Source organism: Streptomyces sp. NPDC049597 (genome assembly GCF_040675505.1).
Lineage (GTDB): Bacteria > Actinomycetota > Actinomycetes > Streptomycetales > Streptomycetaceae > Streptomyces.
The window spans coordinates 68,868-87,946 of the sequence record NZ_JBFAOY010000021.1 but is presented as its reverse complement, the minus strand read 5'-3'; the positions used below and the strand labels follow the sequence as shown (position 1 = coordinate 87,946).

Here is a 19,079-nt window from a genome sequence, read left to right as displayed (position 1 = left end):
GGTTCACCGCCTTCCTCTCGGAGGCGGTGCCCGGCGGTTCGGCTCACCCGTCGCGGCGGTGCACGTGTGCCTCCCAGGGCTCCAGTGTCAGGGCGGGGTGCAGGAGGGGCGCGTCCTGGAGGTTGGTGATGACGAGGTCGGCGCACTCCCAGTCGGCGGGGAGCCGGACGGGTGCGGGGTCGCCTGTGAAGTTGCCGAGGACGAGCGCTGTCGGCTTGACGACCGGGAGCATGGTGATCGGGAACGGGACGAACAGGGCGGAGACGCAGTAGCGGTCTCTGCCCTCGCCCCACGCTTGCGCCTCGCCGATCTTGCGGTGTCCCCATGCCCGGTAGGCGGCCGACGCCGCGAAGTGTGTGAGGAGGACCGGGAGCGTCGAGCGGTCCGCGAGCACCGGAATGTAGGTTCTGGTCGTGACTGCTGACTGGCGGATGGACCGGATCGGGACTGCGCTGAGGGGTGAGAACCCGACTGTGTTGCGACGGTTGACGTCAGGGTTCGCGGTGATCGGGGGATGTTCAGTTCCTGCCCGGCTACTCGGTTCTGCTCGTGGATGAGCCGGAAGTGCAGCGGCTGTCGGACCTGCCGAAGGCGAGGCGGCTGTCGTTCTTGTCCGACATGGACCAGCTGGGTGAAGCGGTCGAGCGCGTCTGCCGTCGGCTGGACCCGGCCTTCCGGCGGGTCAATCTGGAGATTCTGGGGAACAGGGATCCGTTCTTGCACGCGCATGTCTGGCCCCGGTTCGCGTGGGAGCCGGCCGATGCGGTGGGCGCTCCGGTGTGGCTCTATCCGCGTGAACGGTGGAGCGACGAGCAGTTCAGGCTCGGTCCGCAGCATGATGTGCTGCGAGAGGCGATCGGCAGCGAACTGGACCAGCTGCGTTCGGTGACCTGACCGCCCGCCGACCGTCCGGTCGGTGCGCCCGGCGACCGGTGACGGTCAGCCCAAGCTCGCTGGAGGCCGCTCGGTCGGCGGCCCGGGCCAACCGGTCGCCTCAAGCCCGGCCAGGTCCTCGTCCACGACTCGATCGTCGGCACCCGCTTCCACGCCCGGATCGTGGAGGAGCTGACCGCCGACGGGTACCCCGCCGTCGTTCCCGAGGTCACGGGAACGGCCTACCGGACCGGTGAGCACCGCTTCGAGCTCGATCCGGCGGACGGCCTCGGCATCGGCTTCGTCCTGCGGTAGGCGCCCGCGCCGGCCGGCCGAGTGCGCGCGTGGGCGGCGCTTTCGGCTGCGCGCGCCCGTTGCTCAGGAGTCGTTCTCGGCGAGTCCCGCCCAGATGCCGCGGCTGTGGGCGAGGTGCCCCCGCATGAGTTCGGCGGCCAGCTCGGCGTCACCGGACTCGATGGCGTCCACGATGTCGAGGTGCTCCTCGCCGGAACGGGTCAACTCACCTTGATCCGCGAGCTTCTGAAGACCCTGCATACGGGCCTGGTCGCGCAGCTGGCCCACCATCGCGACCAGGCGGCGGTTGCCGAGCAGCTCCAGCAGGCCCAGGTGGAACTGCCGGTCGTAGTCGAGGAAGGCGGTCAGGTCCCCTTCCCGGGCGGCATCGGTGATCTGCTCGGCCAGCTGCCGGAACTGCGGGATGGGCCGGCCGTCGAGGAGTACGGCGACCTCGGACATCGCCGGCGCTTCGAGCATGGTGCGCAGCCGGAAGATCTCGTCCAGGTCGTGGTCGGTGAGGACCGGCACCCTGAAGCCCCGGTTGCGGATGATCTCGACGATGCCGAGGTTGGCGAGGTCCATCACCGCTTCCCGGACCGGCGTGACGGAGACGCCGAGTTGCGCCGCCACGTTGATGACGCTCTCCACCTGCCCGGGCTGGATCTCCCCGAGCACGATCCGGGTCCGCAATGCCTCCCGGGCCTGTTCACGGAGGCTGACCGACTTGAGCTGGGGTACGGCGGCTGCCGGACGGGAAGGAGTCACGCCTCATGCATAACACGTCAGCGCACAGGCCGTCGACAAGCCTCTGTGTAAGGTGTAATGCATTACTGCCTCGAGCGGTCCCAGCCACAGTCATGGATGGGGCCCCGAGGGCGGCGAACGCCACTGGGCCTTTGGCCGGTTGCGCCTCGGCTGGTTCGGGAACCGTTCTCCTGCACTCTGCGTGGTCTGTTGACGGCATGTCGGCTGGGGCGAGGGGACTGTATGAGAACGCGGGCGATGGTGAGAGTGGCGGTGTCGGCGTGTGTGGCGCTGGTGGTGTGCGCGTGCGGCCCCGGGGAATCGAGGGAGGACGCGGACGCGAAGCCTTCGCGGCCGGCCCCGTCCGAACGGGCCGAGCAGCCGCCGGCCACGCCGTCCGTGTCCGCTCGGACCGACAAGCCGTCGGCCGAGCCGACCGGCGGCCGGTCCGCGCCCAGGACGAAGGAGCGTGCGATCCAGCGGTACGAGCTGTATCTTCACGCGCTGGGCCGTGAGGACATCGGCACGGTCTGCGAAGTGGCCGGGCCTGCCGCGAAGAAGGCGCAGGACCAGGGTTTCGGTCCGTGCACGTCGACGTACGCGACTGTGTTCGGGATGATCTCGCCGGCGCAGAAGAAGGCCCTGCAGACCGCGACGGTCGACCGGCAGGGCGTTGCCGTGCGTACGCCGGACAGGATCGAGATGCCGGTGGAAGCGGTCAGGGCCTCCGTGGCCTTCTCCGAGAGCGACCTCGGCGACTGCACCATGGAGTACCTCGAGAACGATTGGTACATCACCGACTGAACCCGACGTGCCGTACGCGGACTGCGCCCGTGTTCATGGTCTGGGCGCAGGAAGTCGATGAGCCGCGGCCCTGGCGACTGGGTCGCGGGTGCGCCGGGCGCATGAGGGGACGGTGGTCCGGCCGTATGAGGCCGGGCCACCGTCCGGGTGTGGTGCCGCTGTCGGGTGTCAGAAGTCGAACAGGTCGGTGACCTGGGACTGTGCCACACAGCTGTTGGAGAAGGTCCGTTCGTAGGAGACCCGGCGGCCCTCCCATACGCCGTCGGCGGTGAGGGTGACCGGAGCGTAGATCTTCGGGCAGACGCGGTCCGAGTGCTCCTTCAGCGTGAGGGCGGGCTGGCCGTGGGCGCGTTCAAGATCCGCGCATGCGGCCGCGGCGCTCGGATGGGTTCCCCGGGCGGTCGGCATGCAGTCCAATGTGACGGCCCGTTCCACGGTGGCGGTGGACGCGCTGTCGCCCTGACCGGTCGTCAACACCAGGGCGGACGGGGCGTACATGCTCTCGGGCGTGCTCGCTGCGGCGGAGCCGGCCGTCAGGCCGACGACTCCCGCGACGACCCCCGCGATGCAGGTGATCTTGAAAGATGAGTGACGCATCGAAGTCTCCTCTTCTGTGGACTGCGGAACCCCTTCAGCGTTGCTCGGTGCCCTGGAGAACGTCACATCGACGCCGCCCACTTCGGACACCGGCGAGGGCGCAAGTGGGCCGAAAAGGGGCACGGCCGGGGCCGCCGAAATGGTGGGAATGCAGGTTTGATGCCGATTCGTCTGCAGGGGCTGTCGAAGTGCGGGCCGACTTTGTGCCTGTCAATGAGCCGTGGCTCCTCGACCGAGATGACACCTTTTCAGCGAATGGGAGAGGGGAGTGGTTGAAGCGGCATCGAAATTCCTCGGACGCGGGTTTGAGTCAAGTCGTCGCGTCACGTGCGGCAGGTGGTGACGTCGGCGGGTGAAAATCCTTTGTCCAAGTCCCCTGAGTGGTACATGAATTCCTGTGCGGATGGTCTGCCGCCGGGCGTGGGCAGGACGATCCCCTCGCTCGGAAGTTGCTCCTTCATGCATCTGTTGTCCGGATCGCCGCCTGTTCATCGAGCCTCACCGAATCCGTCGGCAACGTCCGTCCCATTCGGGGCAGTCGTTGCCGAACGCGGGCCGGTCGGGCCCCATGGCAGGAAGGAAGGCCATTGCGTACTCGTCGTCGATTTCTTCGAGGCGGAACTGCCGCGCTGGCGGCGCTGGCCGTCGCCGGGACAACCGCAAAAGCTCACCAGGAAGAGCCCGGCCGGGCGACCGGGAGGGGGAAGGGCGGCGCGGGCCGGACCGGCAACATGGCCGGCGAGCCGTTCGACGAGACCTACAAAGGCCGGCACATCCAGGGATGGCCTACTGAGCACAAGCACCACGGGCACAACGGGCATCACGGGACCGGGAGCCACTACCGCGTTCTGATCGACGGGACCGAGCTGCACGTCATGCAGAACGGAGACGGGACGTGGGTCAGTCTCATCGATCACTACGAGGTCTTCGCGACGCCGCGTGCCCTTGCACGGTCGGCGGTCGACAATCTGGCCGGCGCCGACCTCGTGCCCGGCGTGCACCATTCGTGAGCGTTGCGGAAAGGAGCAACTGACATGGCAGTGCGAAAAGACCAGTCCACGCTCACGTCCACGGAAAGGCGCGACTTCGTCGACGCCCTCCTCGCGGTCAAACGCAGCGGGCGCTACGACGACTTCGTGCGTACCCACAACGAATTCATCATGAGTGACACGGACCAGGGAGAACGGGTGGGCCACAGGTCTCCGTCCTTTCTGCCCTGGCACCGGAAGTTTCTGCTCGAATTCGAGTCGGATCTGCAACGAGTCATCCCGTCCGTGACCCTGCCCTACTGGGACTGGAGCAGGGACCGTACGCCCGATTCCCCTCTGTGGGGCCCCGACTTCCTGGGCGGCAACGGACGCAGTCGCGACGGCCAGGTGATGAGCGGACCGTTCGCGAACCTCGCCGGGGACTGGTCCATCGACACCCAGGTGGACACCCGCCCCTTCCTCCGGCGTGCCCTGGGCGGTGGCGGAAGGCCCTTGCCCACCCGCGCGGACATTGAGGCGGTTCTCTCGGTGGAGACCTACGACGCACCGCCGTGGAACAGCACCTCCTGGAGCTTTCGCAATCTCCTCGAGGGCTGGCGCGGAGTCAACCTGCACAACCGCGTCCACGTCTGGGTAGGAGGCCACATGGCAACGGGCGCGTCCCCGAACGATCCCGTGTTCTGGCTCCACCACGCCTTCATAGACAAGCTGTGGGCCGATTGGCAGACACGCCATCCCGCCTCACGCTATCTGCCCGACACCCCTACCGCGAACGTGGTGCACCTGGACTTCACGATGCGCCCCTGGAACGACGTCACGCCGCGAGACATGCTGGACCACACCCAGTTCTACACGTTCGACACGGAGCCCAGCCGTGTGCCGTGACGCTGGGTGGCCGTGTCCGGTCCGTGGTGGCGGGACCTGCGGGACGCGTTCACCGCCTACCGGTGGTGACTTTGCGGACGGCCGACCTATGACCAGGTGTCTGACGGCACCGCACCGGACATGTGCGTCATCGGCACGCGGGTCATTCTGCGCACGGTGATCCTCACTGCCGGCCCCCGGGTTCCGGTCCGCCTGTGGAAGCAATGAGGCGTTTCGGTATGGAAGTTGGGGAATCCAGGCCCACGAGACGCATCAGCGGCAGCCGTCCGTCGGCCCCGAGCCGACGCTCGGTTCGGCCCCGAGCGTCCCATGACGAGAACCGTCTGCCCCGCGACAGGCATCCTGTTCTACGGTGCCATCAGTCGCTCACGACGTGGGAGGGGCCCGTGGAACAGGCGAGGACAGCGCTGGCCGAGCGGATTGCCGAGCAGCGGACGGGGGGTGGCGACCCGCGCGCGTTGGTCGGCGAGATGCGGCGTTCGGTTCTTCTGGTGCCGTTGGCGAACGGCGGTCTGTGGAGCGCCCATTCGGGCGGTGTGCGGTGGGTTTGCGCGTTCACCGACGAGACGGCCCTGGCGCAATTCGCGCTTCACCATGGGCCGGCTGACCGGCCGTTGGACTACGCGGCGCTGCTGGGGGCGCGCATCGTCGACGACATCGTGCCGGGTCTGAACGAGCCGGCCGGGCTCGCTGTGGACATCGCGACCGAGGACGGGTCCATGTTCTTCCCGCCGGTGACAGGGATCGTGCCCGAGGCGGCCGCCGTGGACGCCGACGAGGCGGTGGAGGGGGCCGGCCGTGGGCGGTGACGGGGGCGAGCTGCGCTTCGACAAGGCGTCGGTTGCCAAGTTCACGCAAGGCGTGGGCGCCACGATCGACCGGCTCGGTGAACTCGGTGGCGCCACCGGTTCGGTGATGGGCAAGGGCTTCTCGGAGCTGTCGATGACCGGCATGGAGGCCGGGCACCACGGCCTCTCGGTCGACTTCGAGGACTTCTGCGAACGCTGGGAGTGGGGTGTGCGCGCCCTGGTGAGCGATGCCAGCGCGCTCGCGAACCGTCTCGGCCTGGCGGCGGGCACCCAGTGGGAGCACGACCAGTACGTGGAGGGTGCGCTGAAGGTGGGCGTCAACTCCGTGATGGGCGGCAACCCGCACGCCACCGAGGAGGAGATCACCCAGCAGGACTGGGGCGAGGTGTTCACCCCGGACTACCTCGACCCGGACTGGAGCGCCGAGTCGTGGGACAAGGCCGGTCAGGAAATGGAACAGACCTGGAAGGACACCGGCCGCACCCTCCTCACCGAAGGCCAGGGCGGCCGCCAGTCGGACATGCTCAACGACGCACTCGGCATCTCCGACGACCAGTGGAACCGGGCGCTGGACGAGACGTTCGGCCCGTCGCCCGAGGAACGCGCCCGGCAGGCGCAGCAGCAGGGCGAATGAGGCACGGGCACAGGGCTTGGGGCGATTGACGGGGGTAACTGGGCATGGGCATCGGCGACTTCATCAGTGACATCACGCCTGACTCGGTCGAGAAGGTGGTCGAGGACGGTGTCGAGTGGGCCGGCAACCGGGTCGAGGACGCCGGGAACTGGACGGCCGACCGGCTGGACGACGTCGGCTGGGAGTCCGGCGCGGACTGGGTGCGCGAGCAGTCGCGTTCGGTCGCCAACCGGATGGGCGCCGAGGTCGACGAGATGGACCTCGGGCAGACCGAGGACAAGACGAAACTGATCTACGGCAGCCCCGAGAAGATCCGGTCCACCGCCGAGAAACTCCGCGCCTTCCAGACGGCCTTCGACAACGCCGGCGACGGCCTCAAGGGCCTCGACTCCTCCCGACTCAAGGGCGAAGCCGCCGAAGCACTGCGCACCGCGGTGAGCACGCAGCCGCCGAAGTGGTTCACCGGCGCCGATGCCTGCGAGAAGGCGGCCGCCGCGCTGGAGGCGTTCGCCGGCACCGTGGTGTGGGCGCAGAACCAGGCGCAGACGGCGATCGACATGTGGAAGGAAGGCGTCAAGGCCTCCGAGGACGCGGCCGACGCGCACCGCAAGCGGATCGACGACTACAACAAGGCCGTCGACCGTTACAACGCCCAGCCTGCCGACCAGCGCAACCCGTCCACGCTCCCGCCTTGCCCCGCTCCGACCTTCCACGACCCCGGCAAGAAGCTGATGGAGGACGCGCAGGACATCCTCGCCCAGGCCCGCACGCAGCGGAACACGGCTGCGGAAACCGCGCGCACCGCGGTCCGCGCCGCTCGCGACAAGGCCCCGGAGAAGCCGTCCTACGCGGAGCAGTTGCGCGACGGGCTCCAGGAAATGCAGATCATGGGGGACCACGTCGGCGGCGGCATCATCAAGGGCACTGCCGGGCTGGTGAACTTCGTCCGGGGGATCAACCCCCTGGACCCGTACAACATCACCCACCCCGCCGAATACGCCACCTCCCTCAACAGCCTCGCCTCCGGCCTGGTCCTCGCCGCCAACGACCCGGTCGGCACCGGCAAGCAAATGATCAACGACTTCATGAAGGACCCGTACGAAGGCTTCGGCCGCCTGCTGCCCGACGCGGCACTGACCGCAGCCACCGGCGGAGGCGGCGCCGCCGTGAAGGGCGTCCGCATCGCCGCGGACGCCGCCCGGGCCCGCCGCCTGATCGACAACGCCCCCAACGGCACGCACAGCCGCCCCGACGGCACCCGTACCGCCGTCAACACCGACCCGGTGGACCTGGCCTCCGGCCGGATGTTCCTGCCGCAGACAGACGTCGCGCTGCCCGGTAAGCTCGCGCCGGCCTTCACCCGGCGCACCGAGTCCGGCAACACGACCGGCCGTTTCCTCGGCCCCTCCTGGACCTCCACCGTCGACGAACGACTGGAGATCGACCCCGTCGGCGTCGTCCACGTCACCGCCGACGGCCTCCTGATCCCCTACCCGCACCCCGTCCCCGGCGCGCCGACCCGGCCGGAGTCGGGTTCCGCCCGCACCCTGCTCGCTCGCGACGGCAACGGCGACTACACCGTCACCGACCCGGACAGCGGCCTCGTCCTCCACTTCCCCGCCCCGCTCGGCGGCGAGCCGGGGGAGGACGGCATCGCGTGGCTGGAGCGGACCGAGGACCGGTTCGGCAACTGGTGGGCCGTGGAACGCGCCGAGGACGCCGTACCGCTGGCCCTGACCTGCTCGGCGGGTCGGCGGGTGACCGTCTCGGTGAGCGACGGCCGGATCACGGGACTGTCCCTGGCCGGCGCGGGCGAGGGCGGCACGGACCTGCCGCTGATGTCCTACGGCTACCAGGACGGCAACCTCACCACCGTCACCAAGCCGTCCGGTGCCACCACCACCTTCGTCTACGACGACCGCCGCCGCGTCACCGCCTGGATCGACTCCAACAACAGCCGCTACGACTACACGTACGACGACCACGACCGCGTCGTCGCCGAAGGCGGCGAAGCCGGCCACGTCAAGATCACCCTCACCTACACCGAACCCCATCCCGAAACCGGCCACCGCACCACCACCCTCACCACCGCCGACGGCCACACCACCCGCCATGTGATCGACAGCCGTTGCCAGGTGGTGGCCACCACCGACCCGCTCGGGAACACCACCCGCTTCACCTACGACCATCGCGGGAACACCCTCACCCGGACCGATCCCCTGGGCCGCACCACCGCCTTCTCCTACGACGAGGAGGGCCGCCTGCTCACCGTCGTGCGGCCCGACGGCAGCGAACTGCGCACCGTGAGGGGCCGGTTCGGGCTGTCGACGGAGTTCCGCGGACCGGACGGCGCCCGCTGGCTCCAGGAGTTCGACGAGCAGGGCAACCGCACGGCCGTCACCGACCCGGCCGGCTCCACCACGCGGTACGCCTACGACGACCGGGGCAGGCTCAGCACCGTCACCGACGCGCTCGGCGCCACCACGACCGTGCGCTGCGACGTCGCCGGGCTGCCGGTGGAGGTGACCGACCCGGCAGGTGGCACCACCCTGCTGGAACGCGACGCCCTGGGCCGGACGGTGCGCACCGTCGACCCGGTGGGCGGCGTGACGCGTTGCGCATGGGATGCGGACGGCAATCTCGCCCGCCGTGTCTCCCCGGACGGCTCCGTCGAGTCGTGGACCTACGACGGTGAGGGCAACTGCCTCAGTCACACCGACCCGATCGGCGGCGTCTCCCGGTTCGAGTACACCCACTTCGACCTGCTCACCGCCCGCACCCGCCCCGACGGTTCCCGCCACACGTTCGAGCACGACGCCGAGCTGCGGCTCACCAAGGTCACCGGACCGCACGGCCTCACCTGGACCTACGAGTACGACGCCGCCGGCCGGCTCGCCTCGGAGACCGACTTCGACGGCCGCACCCTCACGTACCGCTACAGCGCCGCCGGACAGCTCATCTCCCGGACGGACGCGCTCGGCCGGACCGTTTCCCACACCTACGACCAGCTCGGCCAGGTGGTCCGCAAGGACGCCGCGGGCCAGGTGACCACCTACACGTACGACCGGGCCGGGCGCCTGCTGCAAGCAGTCGGACCGGAGAGCGAGATCGCCTACGTGTACGACCGGCGCGGGCGGATCAAGACGGAACTCGTCGACGGCCGCGCCACGAACTACGCCTACGACGCACTGGGCCGCCGGATCCGCCGCACCACCCCCACCGGCGCGGTCACCACGTACGCCTATGACGCCGCGGGCCGCCCCGTTCGGATGACCGCCGGAAGCCACGAGGTCTCCTTCACCCACGACGCCGCGGGCAGGGAACTGGAACGCGTCTTCGGCGGCGCCCTCACCGTGACCTCGGCCTGGGACGAGGCGGGACGACTCGCCGCCCAGCATCTGACCATGGGCGACCGATCCCTCAACCACCGCCGGTACTCCTACCGCGCCGACGGCCATCTCGGGTCCGTGGCCGACACGTTGTCGGGGTCCCGTACGTTCGACCTGGACGCGGCCGGCCGGGTCACCGGCGTCCACGCCCAGGGCTGGAGCGAGCACTACGCCTACGACTCCGCCGGCAACCAGACGGCGGCCTCCTGGCCCGGTTCCCACCCCGGCCACGAGGCCACCGGCCCCCGCTCCTACTCCGGCACCACCGTCACCCGCGCGGGCAACGTCCGCTTCGAGCACGACGCCCTCGGCCGCGTCACCCTCCGCCAGAAGACCCGCCTCTCCCGCAAGCCTGACACCTGGCGCTACGAGTGGGACGCCGAGAGCCGCCTCACCTCCGTCGTCACACCCGACGGCACGCGCTGGCGCTACCGCTACGACCCCCTGGGCCGCCGCACCGCCAAACAGCGCCTCGCCGTGGACGGCGAGAGCGTCGCCGAGGAGATCCGTTTCACCTGGGACGGCCAGACCCTGTGCGAACAGACGGTCCATGCACCGGACCTGCCGCATGTGGTGGCCCTCACCTGGGACCATCGCGGCCTGGTCCCGCTGTCCCAGACAGAACGCATCCTCACCCCGGACGCCCGGCAGGAGGAGATCGACCGGCGGTTCTTCGCCATCGCCACCGACCTCGTGGGCACGCCCACCGAACTCGTCGACGAGTCCGGCGACATCGCCTGGCGCGCCAGGAGCACCCTCTGGGGGACCACCGCCTGGACCCGCTCCAGTACCGCCTACACCCCGCTGCGCTTTCCCGGCCAGTACTACGACCCGGAGACCGGCCTTCACTACAACCTGTTCCGCCACTACGACCCGGAAACGGGCCGCTACACCTCCCCGGACCCGCTGGGCCTCGGCCCAGCGCCGAACCCGGTCGCCTACGTGCACAACCCGTTCACCGTCTGCGACCCGCTGGGGCTGTCGCCCTACTCGCAGTTCAAGGGCCTGGGCTGGCTGACCGACAAGCTGCTCGAACGTCCGTCGTTCCGATACCAGAGACTCGTCACCGACCAGAGCTACGAGCAGCAGTGGATCCTGCCGGACGGCCGGGAGGTCCATGTCGACGGCGGCCCGCGGGACGGGTGGATCACCGAGGCCAAGTGGACCGGCGGCGACAACCACGGCGAGTGGGAGAGTTCGCCGTACAATCCCGACTTCGAGTTCTACAACGAGAGCCGGATCACCACTCAGGCCGAGAAGCTGCTCGCTCTCAACGAGGATCTCGGCGGCAAGGGAGTCCGCTATATGGTGTCCAACGAATGGGGTGCCGCGCATGTGAACGAGGTGCTGTCCAAGGCCTTCCCGGAGGCGTACGCCAGTGGGCGGCTCAGGGCCTATCACGTGCCCGGCAACGGCATGAGTGGAATGAGTTCATGGCTGCAGTGAACGCGATGCTGGAAGAGCTCCGAGGCCTTGTCCCGCTGACCGCCGAGGGCGGTGCGGAGAGATTCGCGGCCCAGGGGTGGACGCCGGGGGGCAAGCCCCGAGACGGCGTGGAGACGTCCTGGCGCAAGGACGGAGTCCGAGGGTGGATCCAGACGTTCCGCAGCGGGGCGGTCCGCGTCTCGTTCGCCGTCTGGATCCGCGACGTCGACGAGTCGGGCTACTTCGACGACCTGGAGGCCGTCTACGAGGAGGGCGAGCGGGCGCTGGCCGCGTTCCTCCCCGAGATCGAGCAGTCCCCGCTCGCCGGCCACCTCACCGAGGCCGAGCAGACGGCGGCGGACAAGGACGAATTCATCGCGGTGCGGAAGTGGACCCTGGACGGCCGGGTCCTGACGGCGGGTGTCGTCCAGCAGGACACCGACCTCCCGGTGATGGTCGTGATCACCCTGGAGCAGTCGGCAGCCACCTCCGCCTGACACAGTCTCCCCGGGCGCCCGGAGGCGGGACGGGGTTCTCGCCTCCGGTCCGGGGCCGGGCGAGCCGCCCGCCGGCTGCGCGTTGAGCACGCCGACCGGGTGACAGCCCGCACCCGCACGCCGCGCAGGGCCACACGAGCGGATCAAGTGCTTCCCGTAACCGGTGGCCCTGGTGGCCGTCCGCCCCGTATCCCTGGGAGCGCGGCTTCGCTGTCAGTGGCGGCTCGTACCCTCCCCACATGAACGCACAGATGTGGGTGGGGGTACGCGAGCGGGTGCAGGCGCTGGCCGGCACTCCAGGAGCAGTCCAGGTGTTCGGGTTCCACGGGCACGGATTCAGACTGGAGGACCCGCTGACGCCTCAAGAACTGGCGGCGCTGGAGGAGCGGTTGGGGGTGCGGCTGCCGGAGGACTACCGGGCGTTCCTGCTCCACGTCGGCGCGGGCGGCGCCGGTCCGGCATACGGGGTGTTCCCCGTGCAGCGCGGGGAGGACGGGGAATGGGAGTGGGACGGGGACGGTGGCGACATGGCGTCTCTGGACCGCATGACCGAGCTTTTCCCCGTCGACCGTCCCCGGGAAGAAGCCCTTGCGGCTCACGAGTCGGAGTGTCCCGACGAGGACGACTTCGACGACCCCGACGCGTACGACGCCGCGTACGAGGCCTGGGACGAGCGCGATCCGCTGTGGTCCGATGACCTCACGGTGGGCGCGATATGCCTGTGCCACCTGGGCTGCGCGCTCCGCCGGTGGCTGGTCGTGAGCGGGCCGGACCGCGGGCGGATGTGGGACGACCGCCGGGCCGACGGCATCGACCTGCAGCCGATGAGCAACGCCGACGGTTCCCCCATGACCTTCGCCGACTGGTACCTGACCTGGCTGGAGGAGGCGGAGCGCCAGGCGCGGGACACCGTGGCCACCCACTGAGGGATGTTTCGCCGGTAACAGGCTGGGATCCTGGCCGTTCATCCGGCACTTCGAGCTGCCTGTCGAACTCCCTGACCGTGGTGCCGAAAAGCACCTGGTGCCGGCCGCGGTATGCGGCCGATGAATCACGAATCACGAACGGATTGAGGACATGGACTACCTGGCGAACGCCCTTGCACTGGCGGGCGCGCATGCCGAGCGCTCGGACACGGCAGTTGCCCGACTGAACGCTCTCGAAGCCGAGCACGGGCGCTCCCTTCCGGCAACGGTGCGCACGTGGTACTCCCTCTCCGCCGCCACCACGATTCTGGAGCCGGAGAGCAACGGCGACTTCGTGTACCCGGTCGAGAGACTGGGCGAGCCGGAGACGTACTACTGGCCGACCGACGACGAGTGGCCCGAAGGCGTGGAGGAGCAGGAGGAGCGCGAGTTCGACCCCGTGGCGCACGACCTGCTGCCGTTCCTGAACGAGAATCAGGGGGTCTACTGCCTGGCTGTCCGGCTGGACGGTTCCGACGACCCGCCCGTGCTGCTGTCCTGGGACGGTGTGCTGCCGGACTCGTGGCTCCCCCATGCGGAGAGCTTTTCCCAGTGGGTCTACACGCGTGTGTGGGACTTCGCGCCGTTGCGCAGCGCCGGCGCGTTGGAGGCCACCGCGCAGGAAATCACAGAAGCCGACCTGGACGCCCTCGGTCAGCTGCTCGAGGCACGTCCGGTGACAGCGGCCACCCGGCAGTCGCGACGGTTCGCCGGCCACGACGACGACCAGCGCCTCCTTCTCATACCGCCGTTCGCCGCCGGGTGCGGCTGGAGTGTCTACTTCTGGGCGCCCACCGAGGATCTTCTGGTCGATCTGGTCACCACCGTGCGGTCCGTTCTGTCCATCGGTGACGTGAGTACCCCGTCCTTTCGGCCTGACGACACGGTCAAGCGCGCCCTGGCGCGGCTGAGCGTCTGAGTGGCCTGCCCTCGCGCACACCCCGCCCGGCTTCACCTCGAAGGCCGGCGGGCGGCGGCGCCGGTGTCTGCCCTCGTCGTCAGGTGGGGGCGAAGTGCGTGGGACCGTTTCAACGGCGCTGCGGCGGGCACGCGCGAGACGTGCCCCCAGGTGAAGGGACTGATCATGAGTGCAGGAGAGAAGGTCAGGGCCAAGGCCGAGCAGATCGTCGGCAAGGCGGTGAAGATGGCGGGCCATGCGATGCACAACCGGTCCGCCGAGATCAAGGGTGCTGCCCTGGAAACCCGGGGTGAGGCACGGGACGCCAAGGAGAGGACCAAGGGCCACTTCAGGCGCTGATCCTCCCCGGACGACGGGCTCGGCAGGGCGAGCACGCCTGTCGGGCCCGTCGTCATGCGCGGCGTGTCCGCCGCGGAGACGGCAGGGCACGCAATGAGCCGCGATCTGCGGCGGCGCCCCCTGGAAGGCCCGGTCCACGGCCGGGGAGGCACGCGGACCAGGTGCCACCCGCGACCGCCTGTGCCCGTACCCGGATCCGTCCGGCTACGGGCACAGGCATGACCGGGCTCAGCGCGTGACGAACACCGTGGCCGACGCCGTGCTGCCGGTGTGCAGGTCGTCGCCCGCGTACGACATCGTGTAGGTCACCTCCCGCCGCGTGCGCGGCACGTCCTTGACCGTGAACGTGCCGTCGGCCGCGACCGGCACCGACGACAACGTGCCGGTGCCCAGCCGGTCGGTGCGCTCCACGGACAGGGTGACCCCGGCGGGCAGAGCCCGCCCCTGGGCGGACAGCCGGCCGGTGATCTCCACGCCCGTGCTCATGCCGGCCTCCGCGGGCGCCGTCAGAGCGATCGACGTCGGCGCCTTGGCCACGTCCACGGTGATCGAGACGTCCTCGGCAGGCCGGTGCGTGAGGTCGCCGAGGAACGACAGCGTGTAGGTGGCGCTGCCGACGGCGTCCGGCACGTCCAGAACGGTGAACGTGCCGTCCGCCGCCACCTGCGCGGCGGCGAGTGTGCGGGTGCCGTCGGCGGTGGTGCGTACGGCGGTCACCTTGGCCGGCTCGGCCGGGGCGGGGCCGTCCAGTTCGAGGCGGCCCCGGATGCCCAGCGGCTCGCCGGCGACGGCCTGGGCCGGTGTGTGTGTCAGGGCGCCGCTGAACCGGGAGTCGTACTGGGCGGCCGGCGGCTGGATGACGTGCAGCCAAAAGGCGTTGCCGGTGGTGTTGGTGGTGAGGGCGAACAGCCGGGAGCCGTCCTTCGACCATTCCAGACCACGGTTGACGATGCGGTTGCCGTCGAGGTCGCCCTCGTAGGCGAACTCGATCGCCGTCGTGCCGTTCGCCGGGTCGGCCGGCTGGATCAGCAGGTCCGGCGTGCTGCCCACCGCGGACGCGCCGCGCGCCACGTACGTGCCGTCACCGCTGAACGCTACGGCCGAGGAGACCGCTCCGGCGGGCAACGGCTGGTAGCCGACGGCGGCGTCGGACAGGTCCCCCGAGTTCAGCAGACGGGTGCCGTGGGCGGCGTCGGCGACGCCGAGGTGCCTGCCGTCCGCGCTGACCGCGATGTCCTTCAGATCCAGGGCGCCCTTGCCCTCGACGTCCGCGAAGCGGCGGGAGTCGCCGCGCACGGGGGTGTCGCCGGAGGTGTCGAAGGAGGTGAGGAACGGGTCGGCGGCGGCAGGTCCCTTGGCCTGGCCCATGAACATGCGGTTGGCGGCACCGTCACCGGTGGCGAGGAGGAGCTTGCCCGGGGCGTTCCAGTGGGTGCGCGTGTTGACGCCGTTCACGACGGAGTCGAGGTCGGTCCGTTCCCGGTCGCAGTAGAAGTCGTTGGAGGCGTTGGTCGTGGTGTGCCACTGCTTGGTGCCGCTGAAGGCGAGTTCGCGCTGGCAGGTGTCCGTGTACGCGGTGGTGCGGCCGGTCACGGCGAGGGTCTGGGTGTCGTAGGCGAGGATCTCGTCCCGCTGTCCCACGTACAGCCTGGTCGCGTCCTCGCTCAGTGCGAGGCCGGATGCGCGGGTGTTCGTGTAGAACGAGCCGACCTTCTGGCCCTGGAAGTTGTAGACGGCGACCGTGCCGGGGTAGTGGGCGTACCCCGCCTTGTCGGAGACGAAGACGCGCTGGTGGACCGAGTCGACGACCATGTCGGAGAACGACGAGAACGGCAGCTTGGCGACCACGTCGGACGTCTCCGCCGCGTGCGCGACGGGTGCCGCGAGGACGATGCCGCCACCGCCGATGACAGCGGCGGCCACCATGGCGGCGAGGCGTCTCCTGCTGTACTTGAACGTGCTCAACTATGCCCCCCACAGGCTCAGTTCATCATTGAACATGAAGATCCATGGAACATGTGAGCGAGCCGTGGACGCAAGACGCCGCGCCCGGATCCCGTGAAGAGTTCGGCCCAGGATCCTGAGGGGCGCCAGGGGCCCTCGTCACCTGACGGGTCGTTCGCGACCCCGCAGGTCAGGGCGGATGCCGGACGCCCCGCCACGAGGCGCACGATCAGCCGAGGCCAGGCGACCAGCGCGCGGTGCTGATCCCGCAGTTCGTTGGGCGTGTGGTCGCGAACCGGGCATGTCGTCCTCGTCCCAGCCGACGGCGGCGGCACCGAGCACTGGCCCGGCGTGTCATTGGCGAGTTCAAGGCCTCCCGCCCCAGGTGCGGCGCCGGCGGCGGCCGGGACGGCAGCGACGACATGATCCCCCGCCTCTCCGCTCCGGGGGAGAGGGCGCGCGGGCCGGGGACTGGACCGGCAGGCCCTCGGCAACACGCCGTTGGTCGATCCCGGCTGCCTTCTGGGCGGCGGCGCGGGCGTTCTTCAGCCAGCCCGGTAACCCTGGGTGTGTACGGTGGGCGTCCCGGCACCTCAGTGTGATGATCAGTCCTCTTGGGCGGCCTTCTTCACGGCCTGCTCCAGCTCGTTCCTGTTCGCGCCTGTCGACGCCGCGTACTCGCTGATGGCGTTCTGGACCACCGCCGCCGCCTCGACCCACGGTCGCCAGGCTTCTGGGCTGTAGCCGGCCGCTGTCGCCGCCTCGCGAGCTCGGTTCGCCTCACGCTGGAGTTCGATCAGGGATTCGGGGAGTTTGTCAGCCACGGCCGGATAGTACGACCGCGCTCGCTGCTGCTACGCCGGAGGCGCGGCGACGCGCTGTGCGAGTCGCACGATCAGCCCGTCCGCGGCGTCGAGCGGCCTCGCACGAGCTCCGGGGTGTAGTCGACGTCGGCCTCCGCGGGCGGTCGTGGCCGGTGTCCCTCGGACCAGCGGTTCACCCAGCCGCACACCCCCGCATGCCTACCGGTCGGCGATCCCCGACACAGGCTCCCGCACAGGTCGCAGTCGGTTCGGGGGATCTTCGGCCCGTCGTCCGCGGCGGCCGGTTGCGGCGTCAGCTGGCTAGGTGAGGCTCGACGGGACGATCCCGTAACGGCGCATCTTGCGATACATGGTGGCGCGGGAGATGCCGAGGTCCTGAGCCGTGCGCTGGACGTTGGAGTTGCGGTCCATCAGCCCGCGCAGAATGGCATCCCGTTCCAGCGCTTCGATGGCGGTCAGGACCTTGTGCGACGACACCCGGCATTCCGGTGGAAGATCGTCCACATGGATGGTCCCGGCCAACGGGCGCCGTGCGAGGCCGCGGATCACCGACTCCAGCTGCCGGACATTCTCCGGCCAGGGGCAGCGCTCCAGCATCGCCAGAGCGTCCGGGGAGCAGCTGTTCTCTCCGGTTGGCCGGTATTTGAGCAGGAAGAACCGAACCAGGTGCTCGATGTCGCCATAGCGATGGCGCAGGGGCGGCACCTCCACCGATACGCCACACAGATGGTGGAGCGCGTCGTCGGTCGTGACCATGGACGGCTGGCTGGTCATGATCAGTTGCCCGGCGGCGGTCCCTTCGGGGTGTGCCAGGAGGCCTGTCAGCTGCCGGCGCAGCCGATCGCTCAGCAGGTGGACGTCGCGCAGTACGACCACGGTCGACGGCCTGGCCCGCAGGTCGCGGACCTCGCGCAGCCAGTGCTCGGTGGCGTGCGGTGACTCCGACGGAGGCGCTTCCACCATCTCGAGCCGGCGTTCGCCACTGTGGGCTCGGTGGACGGCATGGACCAGCGTCCGCTTGCCGGTACCGACCTCGCCCACGAGATGGAGCCAGGATCCTGCGACGAACGCCGCCTCGGTTTCGGCGACCGCGCGCAGCCACTGCGGGGAGGAGCCCACCAACCCCAGGCTCGATCGTCCGAGGCCGGCGGAAGGGACGGGTCCGGGCTGGGGACGTCCGATGATCCGGACCCGGAAGACGGCGCCCGCGTCGCTGTCCTCGCGCCGGCTTCGGCTGACCCGGAGTTCGGCGACCCGTCCGGAGGGCAGGGCGATGCTCCGTGTCCCTTCGAAGCGGGCGTCGGCGGCGATCTCCCGTGCGTGGTCGAGCAGCGCGTAGTGATCGGGCCCTGTCACGATCGACCTGAACTGCTCGTTCATCATGACGACTTCACGATTGAGGGCCAGGACCGGACCGGGGCGTGCCGAGGAGCAGGCGTCCATGTAGTCCTGGAACAGGGCCCGCTCCCGTCGCGAGCTGATTGCGGCGATCTCACCTTCGATCTGACCCGCGACGGACCGGGCCAGGGCCATCAGCATCCCGGCGGATCCCTGACGCAGCGTGGTCAGGTTGAAGGCTCCCAGCAGCGTGCGCCGGACAGGATGCAGGATCGGCACGGCCGCGCAGTGGAAGTCCCGCAGTTCCTCGACGTAGTGCTGGCTTCCGGCGATCATGACCGGACGGCCGCTGGCCAGCGCGGTTCCGATGCCGTTGGTGCCCACATAGCGTTCCGCGAATACGTGGCCCGGGGCCAGTTGCACCCGGTTGAGCCGCGTCGTCAGACCCTCGTGGGAGAGCTTGCGGGACAGCACCACACCGTCCCGGTCCGTGATCATCGTGGACACGGGGTCGTCGGCGAGCTGCTCGTGCAGCCTGTTCACGATCGGCAGCGCCGCCCTGGCGAGGGGGCTGTCCAGATTGGGGTTCTCGAGGTAGGGAGCCTCGATGCGGCTCGACTTCACCTGGTATTCCATCGAGCGCTGCCACGAAGCGACCACGAGCGGGCGGGCACTTCGGTCCTTGGTGACTTCCAGGTACAGCTCTCTGGCTGCTGTCAGCGAGCTGCCAGGTCGGCGTCGGGGCATTTAACACTTCCGAATCACGCGCGTCATCCCTCGATGGACTGATTGGACCAGCTCGATGAC

Annotated in this window: 16 protein-coding genes and 2 pseudogenes; 12 read left to right on the top strand and 6 right to left on the bottom strand. The window is 69.6% G+C overall.

Going from position 1 to position 19,079, the window contains the following annotated elements:
* Positions 1-43 precede the first annotated feature (43 nt).
* Complete coding sequence (locus tag AB0K02_RS23165) at positions 44-394, bottom strand: hypothetical protein (protein WP_365994401.1); 351 nt, start codon at positions 392-394, stop codon at positions 44-46.
* 19 nt (positions 395-413) lie between these two features.
* On the opposite strand from AB0K02_RS23165, the pseudogene AB0K02_RS23160 reads away from it, so the two are divergent.
* Together AB0K02_RS23160 and AB0K02_RS23155 are read left to right on the top strand one after the other, a co-directional pair.
* Positions 414-894: pseudogene (locus AB0K02_RS23160) on the top strand (diadenosine tetraphosphate hydrolase).
* A gap of 102 nt (positions 895-996) precedes the next feature.
* Positions 997-1,188, top strand: a pseudogene (locus tag AB0K02_RS23155) (proline racemase family protein); the annotation flags it as partial.
* Positions 1,189-1,251: 63 nt separating this feature from the next.
* Here the strand turns inward: AB0K02_RS23155 and AB0K02_RS23150 are convergent.
* Complete coding sequence (locus AB0K02_RS23150; RefSeq protein WP_365994400.1) at positions 1,252-1,935, bottom strand: GntR family transcriptional regulator; 684 nt, start codon at positions 1,933-1,935, stop codon at positions 1,252-1,254.
* Between the two features lie 378 nt (positions 1,936-2,313).
* On the opposite strand from AB0K02_RS23150, the gene AB0K02_RS23145 reads away from it, so the two are divergent.
* Positions 2,314-2,718: a hypothetical protein gene (locus tag AB0K02_RS23145; protein ID WP_365994399.1), complete on the top strand. Its 405-nt coding sequence runs from the start codon at positions 2,314-2,316 to the stop codon at positions 2,716-2,718.
* Positions 2,719-2,886: 168 nt separating this feature from the next.
* Here the strand turns inward: AB0K02_RS23145 and AB0K02_RS23140 are convergent, their stop codons facing one another.
* Positions 2,887-3,315, bottom strand: a complete 429-nt coding sequence (locus AB0K02_RS23140) for a subtilase-type protease inhibitor (RefSeq protein ID WP_365994398.1) — start codon at positions 3,313-3,315, stop codon at positions 2,887-2,889.
* Between the two features lie 587 nt (positions 3,316-3,902).
* Between AB0K02_RS23140 and AB0K02_RS23135 the strand changes: the two genes are divergently transcribed.
* From AB0K02_RS23135 to AB0K02_RS23095, 9 genes are all read left to right on the top strand, one after another.
* Positions 3,903-4,325 carry a tyrosinase cofactor gene (locus tag AB0K02_RS23135; protein WP_365994397.1) on the top strand — a complete coding sequence of 141 codons (423 nt, stop codon included), beginning with the start codon at positions 3,903-3,905 and terminating at the stop codon, positions 4,323-4,325.
* 24 nt (positions 4,326-4,349) lie between these two features.
* Positions 4,350-5,189, top strand: a complete 840-nt coding sequence (locus AB0K02_RS23130; RefSeq protein WP_365994396.1) for a tyrosinase family protein — start codon at positions 4,350-4,352, stop codon at positions 5,187-5,189.
* Between the two features lie 386 nt (positions 5,190-5,575).
* Positions 5,576-5,998 (top strand): hypothetical protein, encoded by a 423-nt coding sequence (locus AB0K02_RS23125; RefSeq protein WP_365994395.1) that lies wholly within the window; start codon positions 5,576-5,578, stop codon positions 5,996-5,998.
* Positions 5,988-6,632, top strand: a complete 645-nt coding sequence (locus AB0K02_RS23120) for a hypothetical protein (RefSeq protein ID WP_365994394.1) — start codon at positions 5,988-5,990, stop codon at positions 6,630-6,632. The genes AB0K02_RS23125 and AB0K02_RS23120 overlap by 11 nt, the downstream gene beginning before the upstream one ends.
* A gap of 44 nt (positions 6,633-6,676) precedes the next feature.
* Complete coding sequence (locus AB0K02_RS23115; RefSeq protein ID WP_365994393.1) at positions 6,677-11,467, top strand: putative T7SS-secreted protein; 4,791 nt, start codon at positions 6,677-6,679, stop codon at positions 11,465-11,467.
* On the top strand, positions 11,455-11,943 hold the full coding sequence (locus AB0K02_RS23110) for a hypothetical protein (protein ID WP_365994392.1): 489 nt from the start codon (positions 11,455-11,457) through the stop codon (positions 11,941-11,943). Before AB0K02_RS23115 ends, AB0K02_RS23110 begins: the two co-directional genes overlap by 13 nt.
* Before the next feature lie 239 nt (positions 11,944-12,182).
* On the top strand, positions 12,183-12,869 hold the full coding sequence (locus AB0K02_RS23105) for an SMI1/KNR4 family protein (RefSeq protein WP_365994391.1): 687 nt from the start codon (positions 12,183-12,185) through the stop codon (positions 12,867-12,869).
* Between the two features lie 151 nt (positions 12,870-13,020).
* A complete protein-coding gene (locus AB0K02_RS23100; RefSeq protein WP_365994390.1) occupies positions 13,021-13,827 on the top strand; it encodes an SMI1/KNR4 family protein in 807 nt (268 codons plus the stop codon).
* Between the two features lie 165 nt (positions 13,828-13,992).
* Positions 13,993-14,166, top strand: a complete 174-nt coding sequence (locus AB0K02_RS23095) for a hypothetical protein (RefSeq protein ID WP_365994389.1) — start codon at positions 13,993-13,995, stop codon at positions 14,164-14,166.
* 228 nt (positions 14,167-14,394) lie between these two features.
* Here the strand turns inward: AB0K02_RS23095 and AB0K02_RS23090 are convergent, their stop codons facing one another.
* The 3 genes from AB0K02_RS23090 to AB0K02_RS23080 form a co-directional block, all read right to left on the bottom strand.
* Positions 14,395-16,131, bottom strand: a complete 1,737-nt coding sequence (locus AB0K02_RS23090; RefSeq protein WP_365994388.1) for an Ig-like domain repeat protein — start codon at positions 16,129-16,131, stop codon at positions 14,395-14,397.
* 584 nt (positions 16,132-16,715) lie between these two features.
* On the bottom strand, positions 16,716-16,934 hold the full coding sequence (locus AB0K02_RS23085; RefSeq protein ID WP_365994387.1) for a hypothetical protein: 219 nt from the start codon (positions 16,932-16,934) through the stop codon (positions 16,716-16,718).
* Positions 16,935-17,234: 300 nt separating this feature from the next.
* Positions 17,235-19,019, bottom strand: a complete 1,785-nt coding sequence (locus AB0K02_RS23080; RefSeq protein WP_365994386.1) for a GAF domain-containing protein — start codon at positions 19,017-19,019, stop codon at positions 17,235-17,237.
* Positions 19,020-19,079 lie beyond the last annotated feature (60 nt).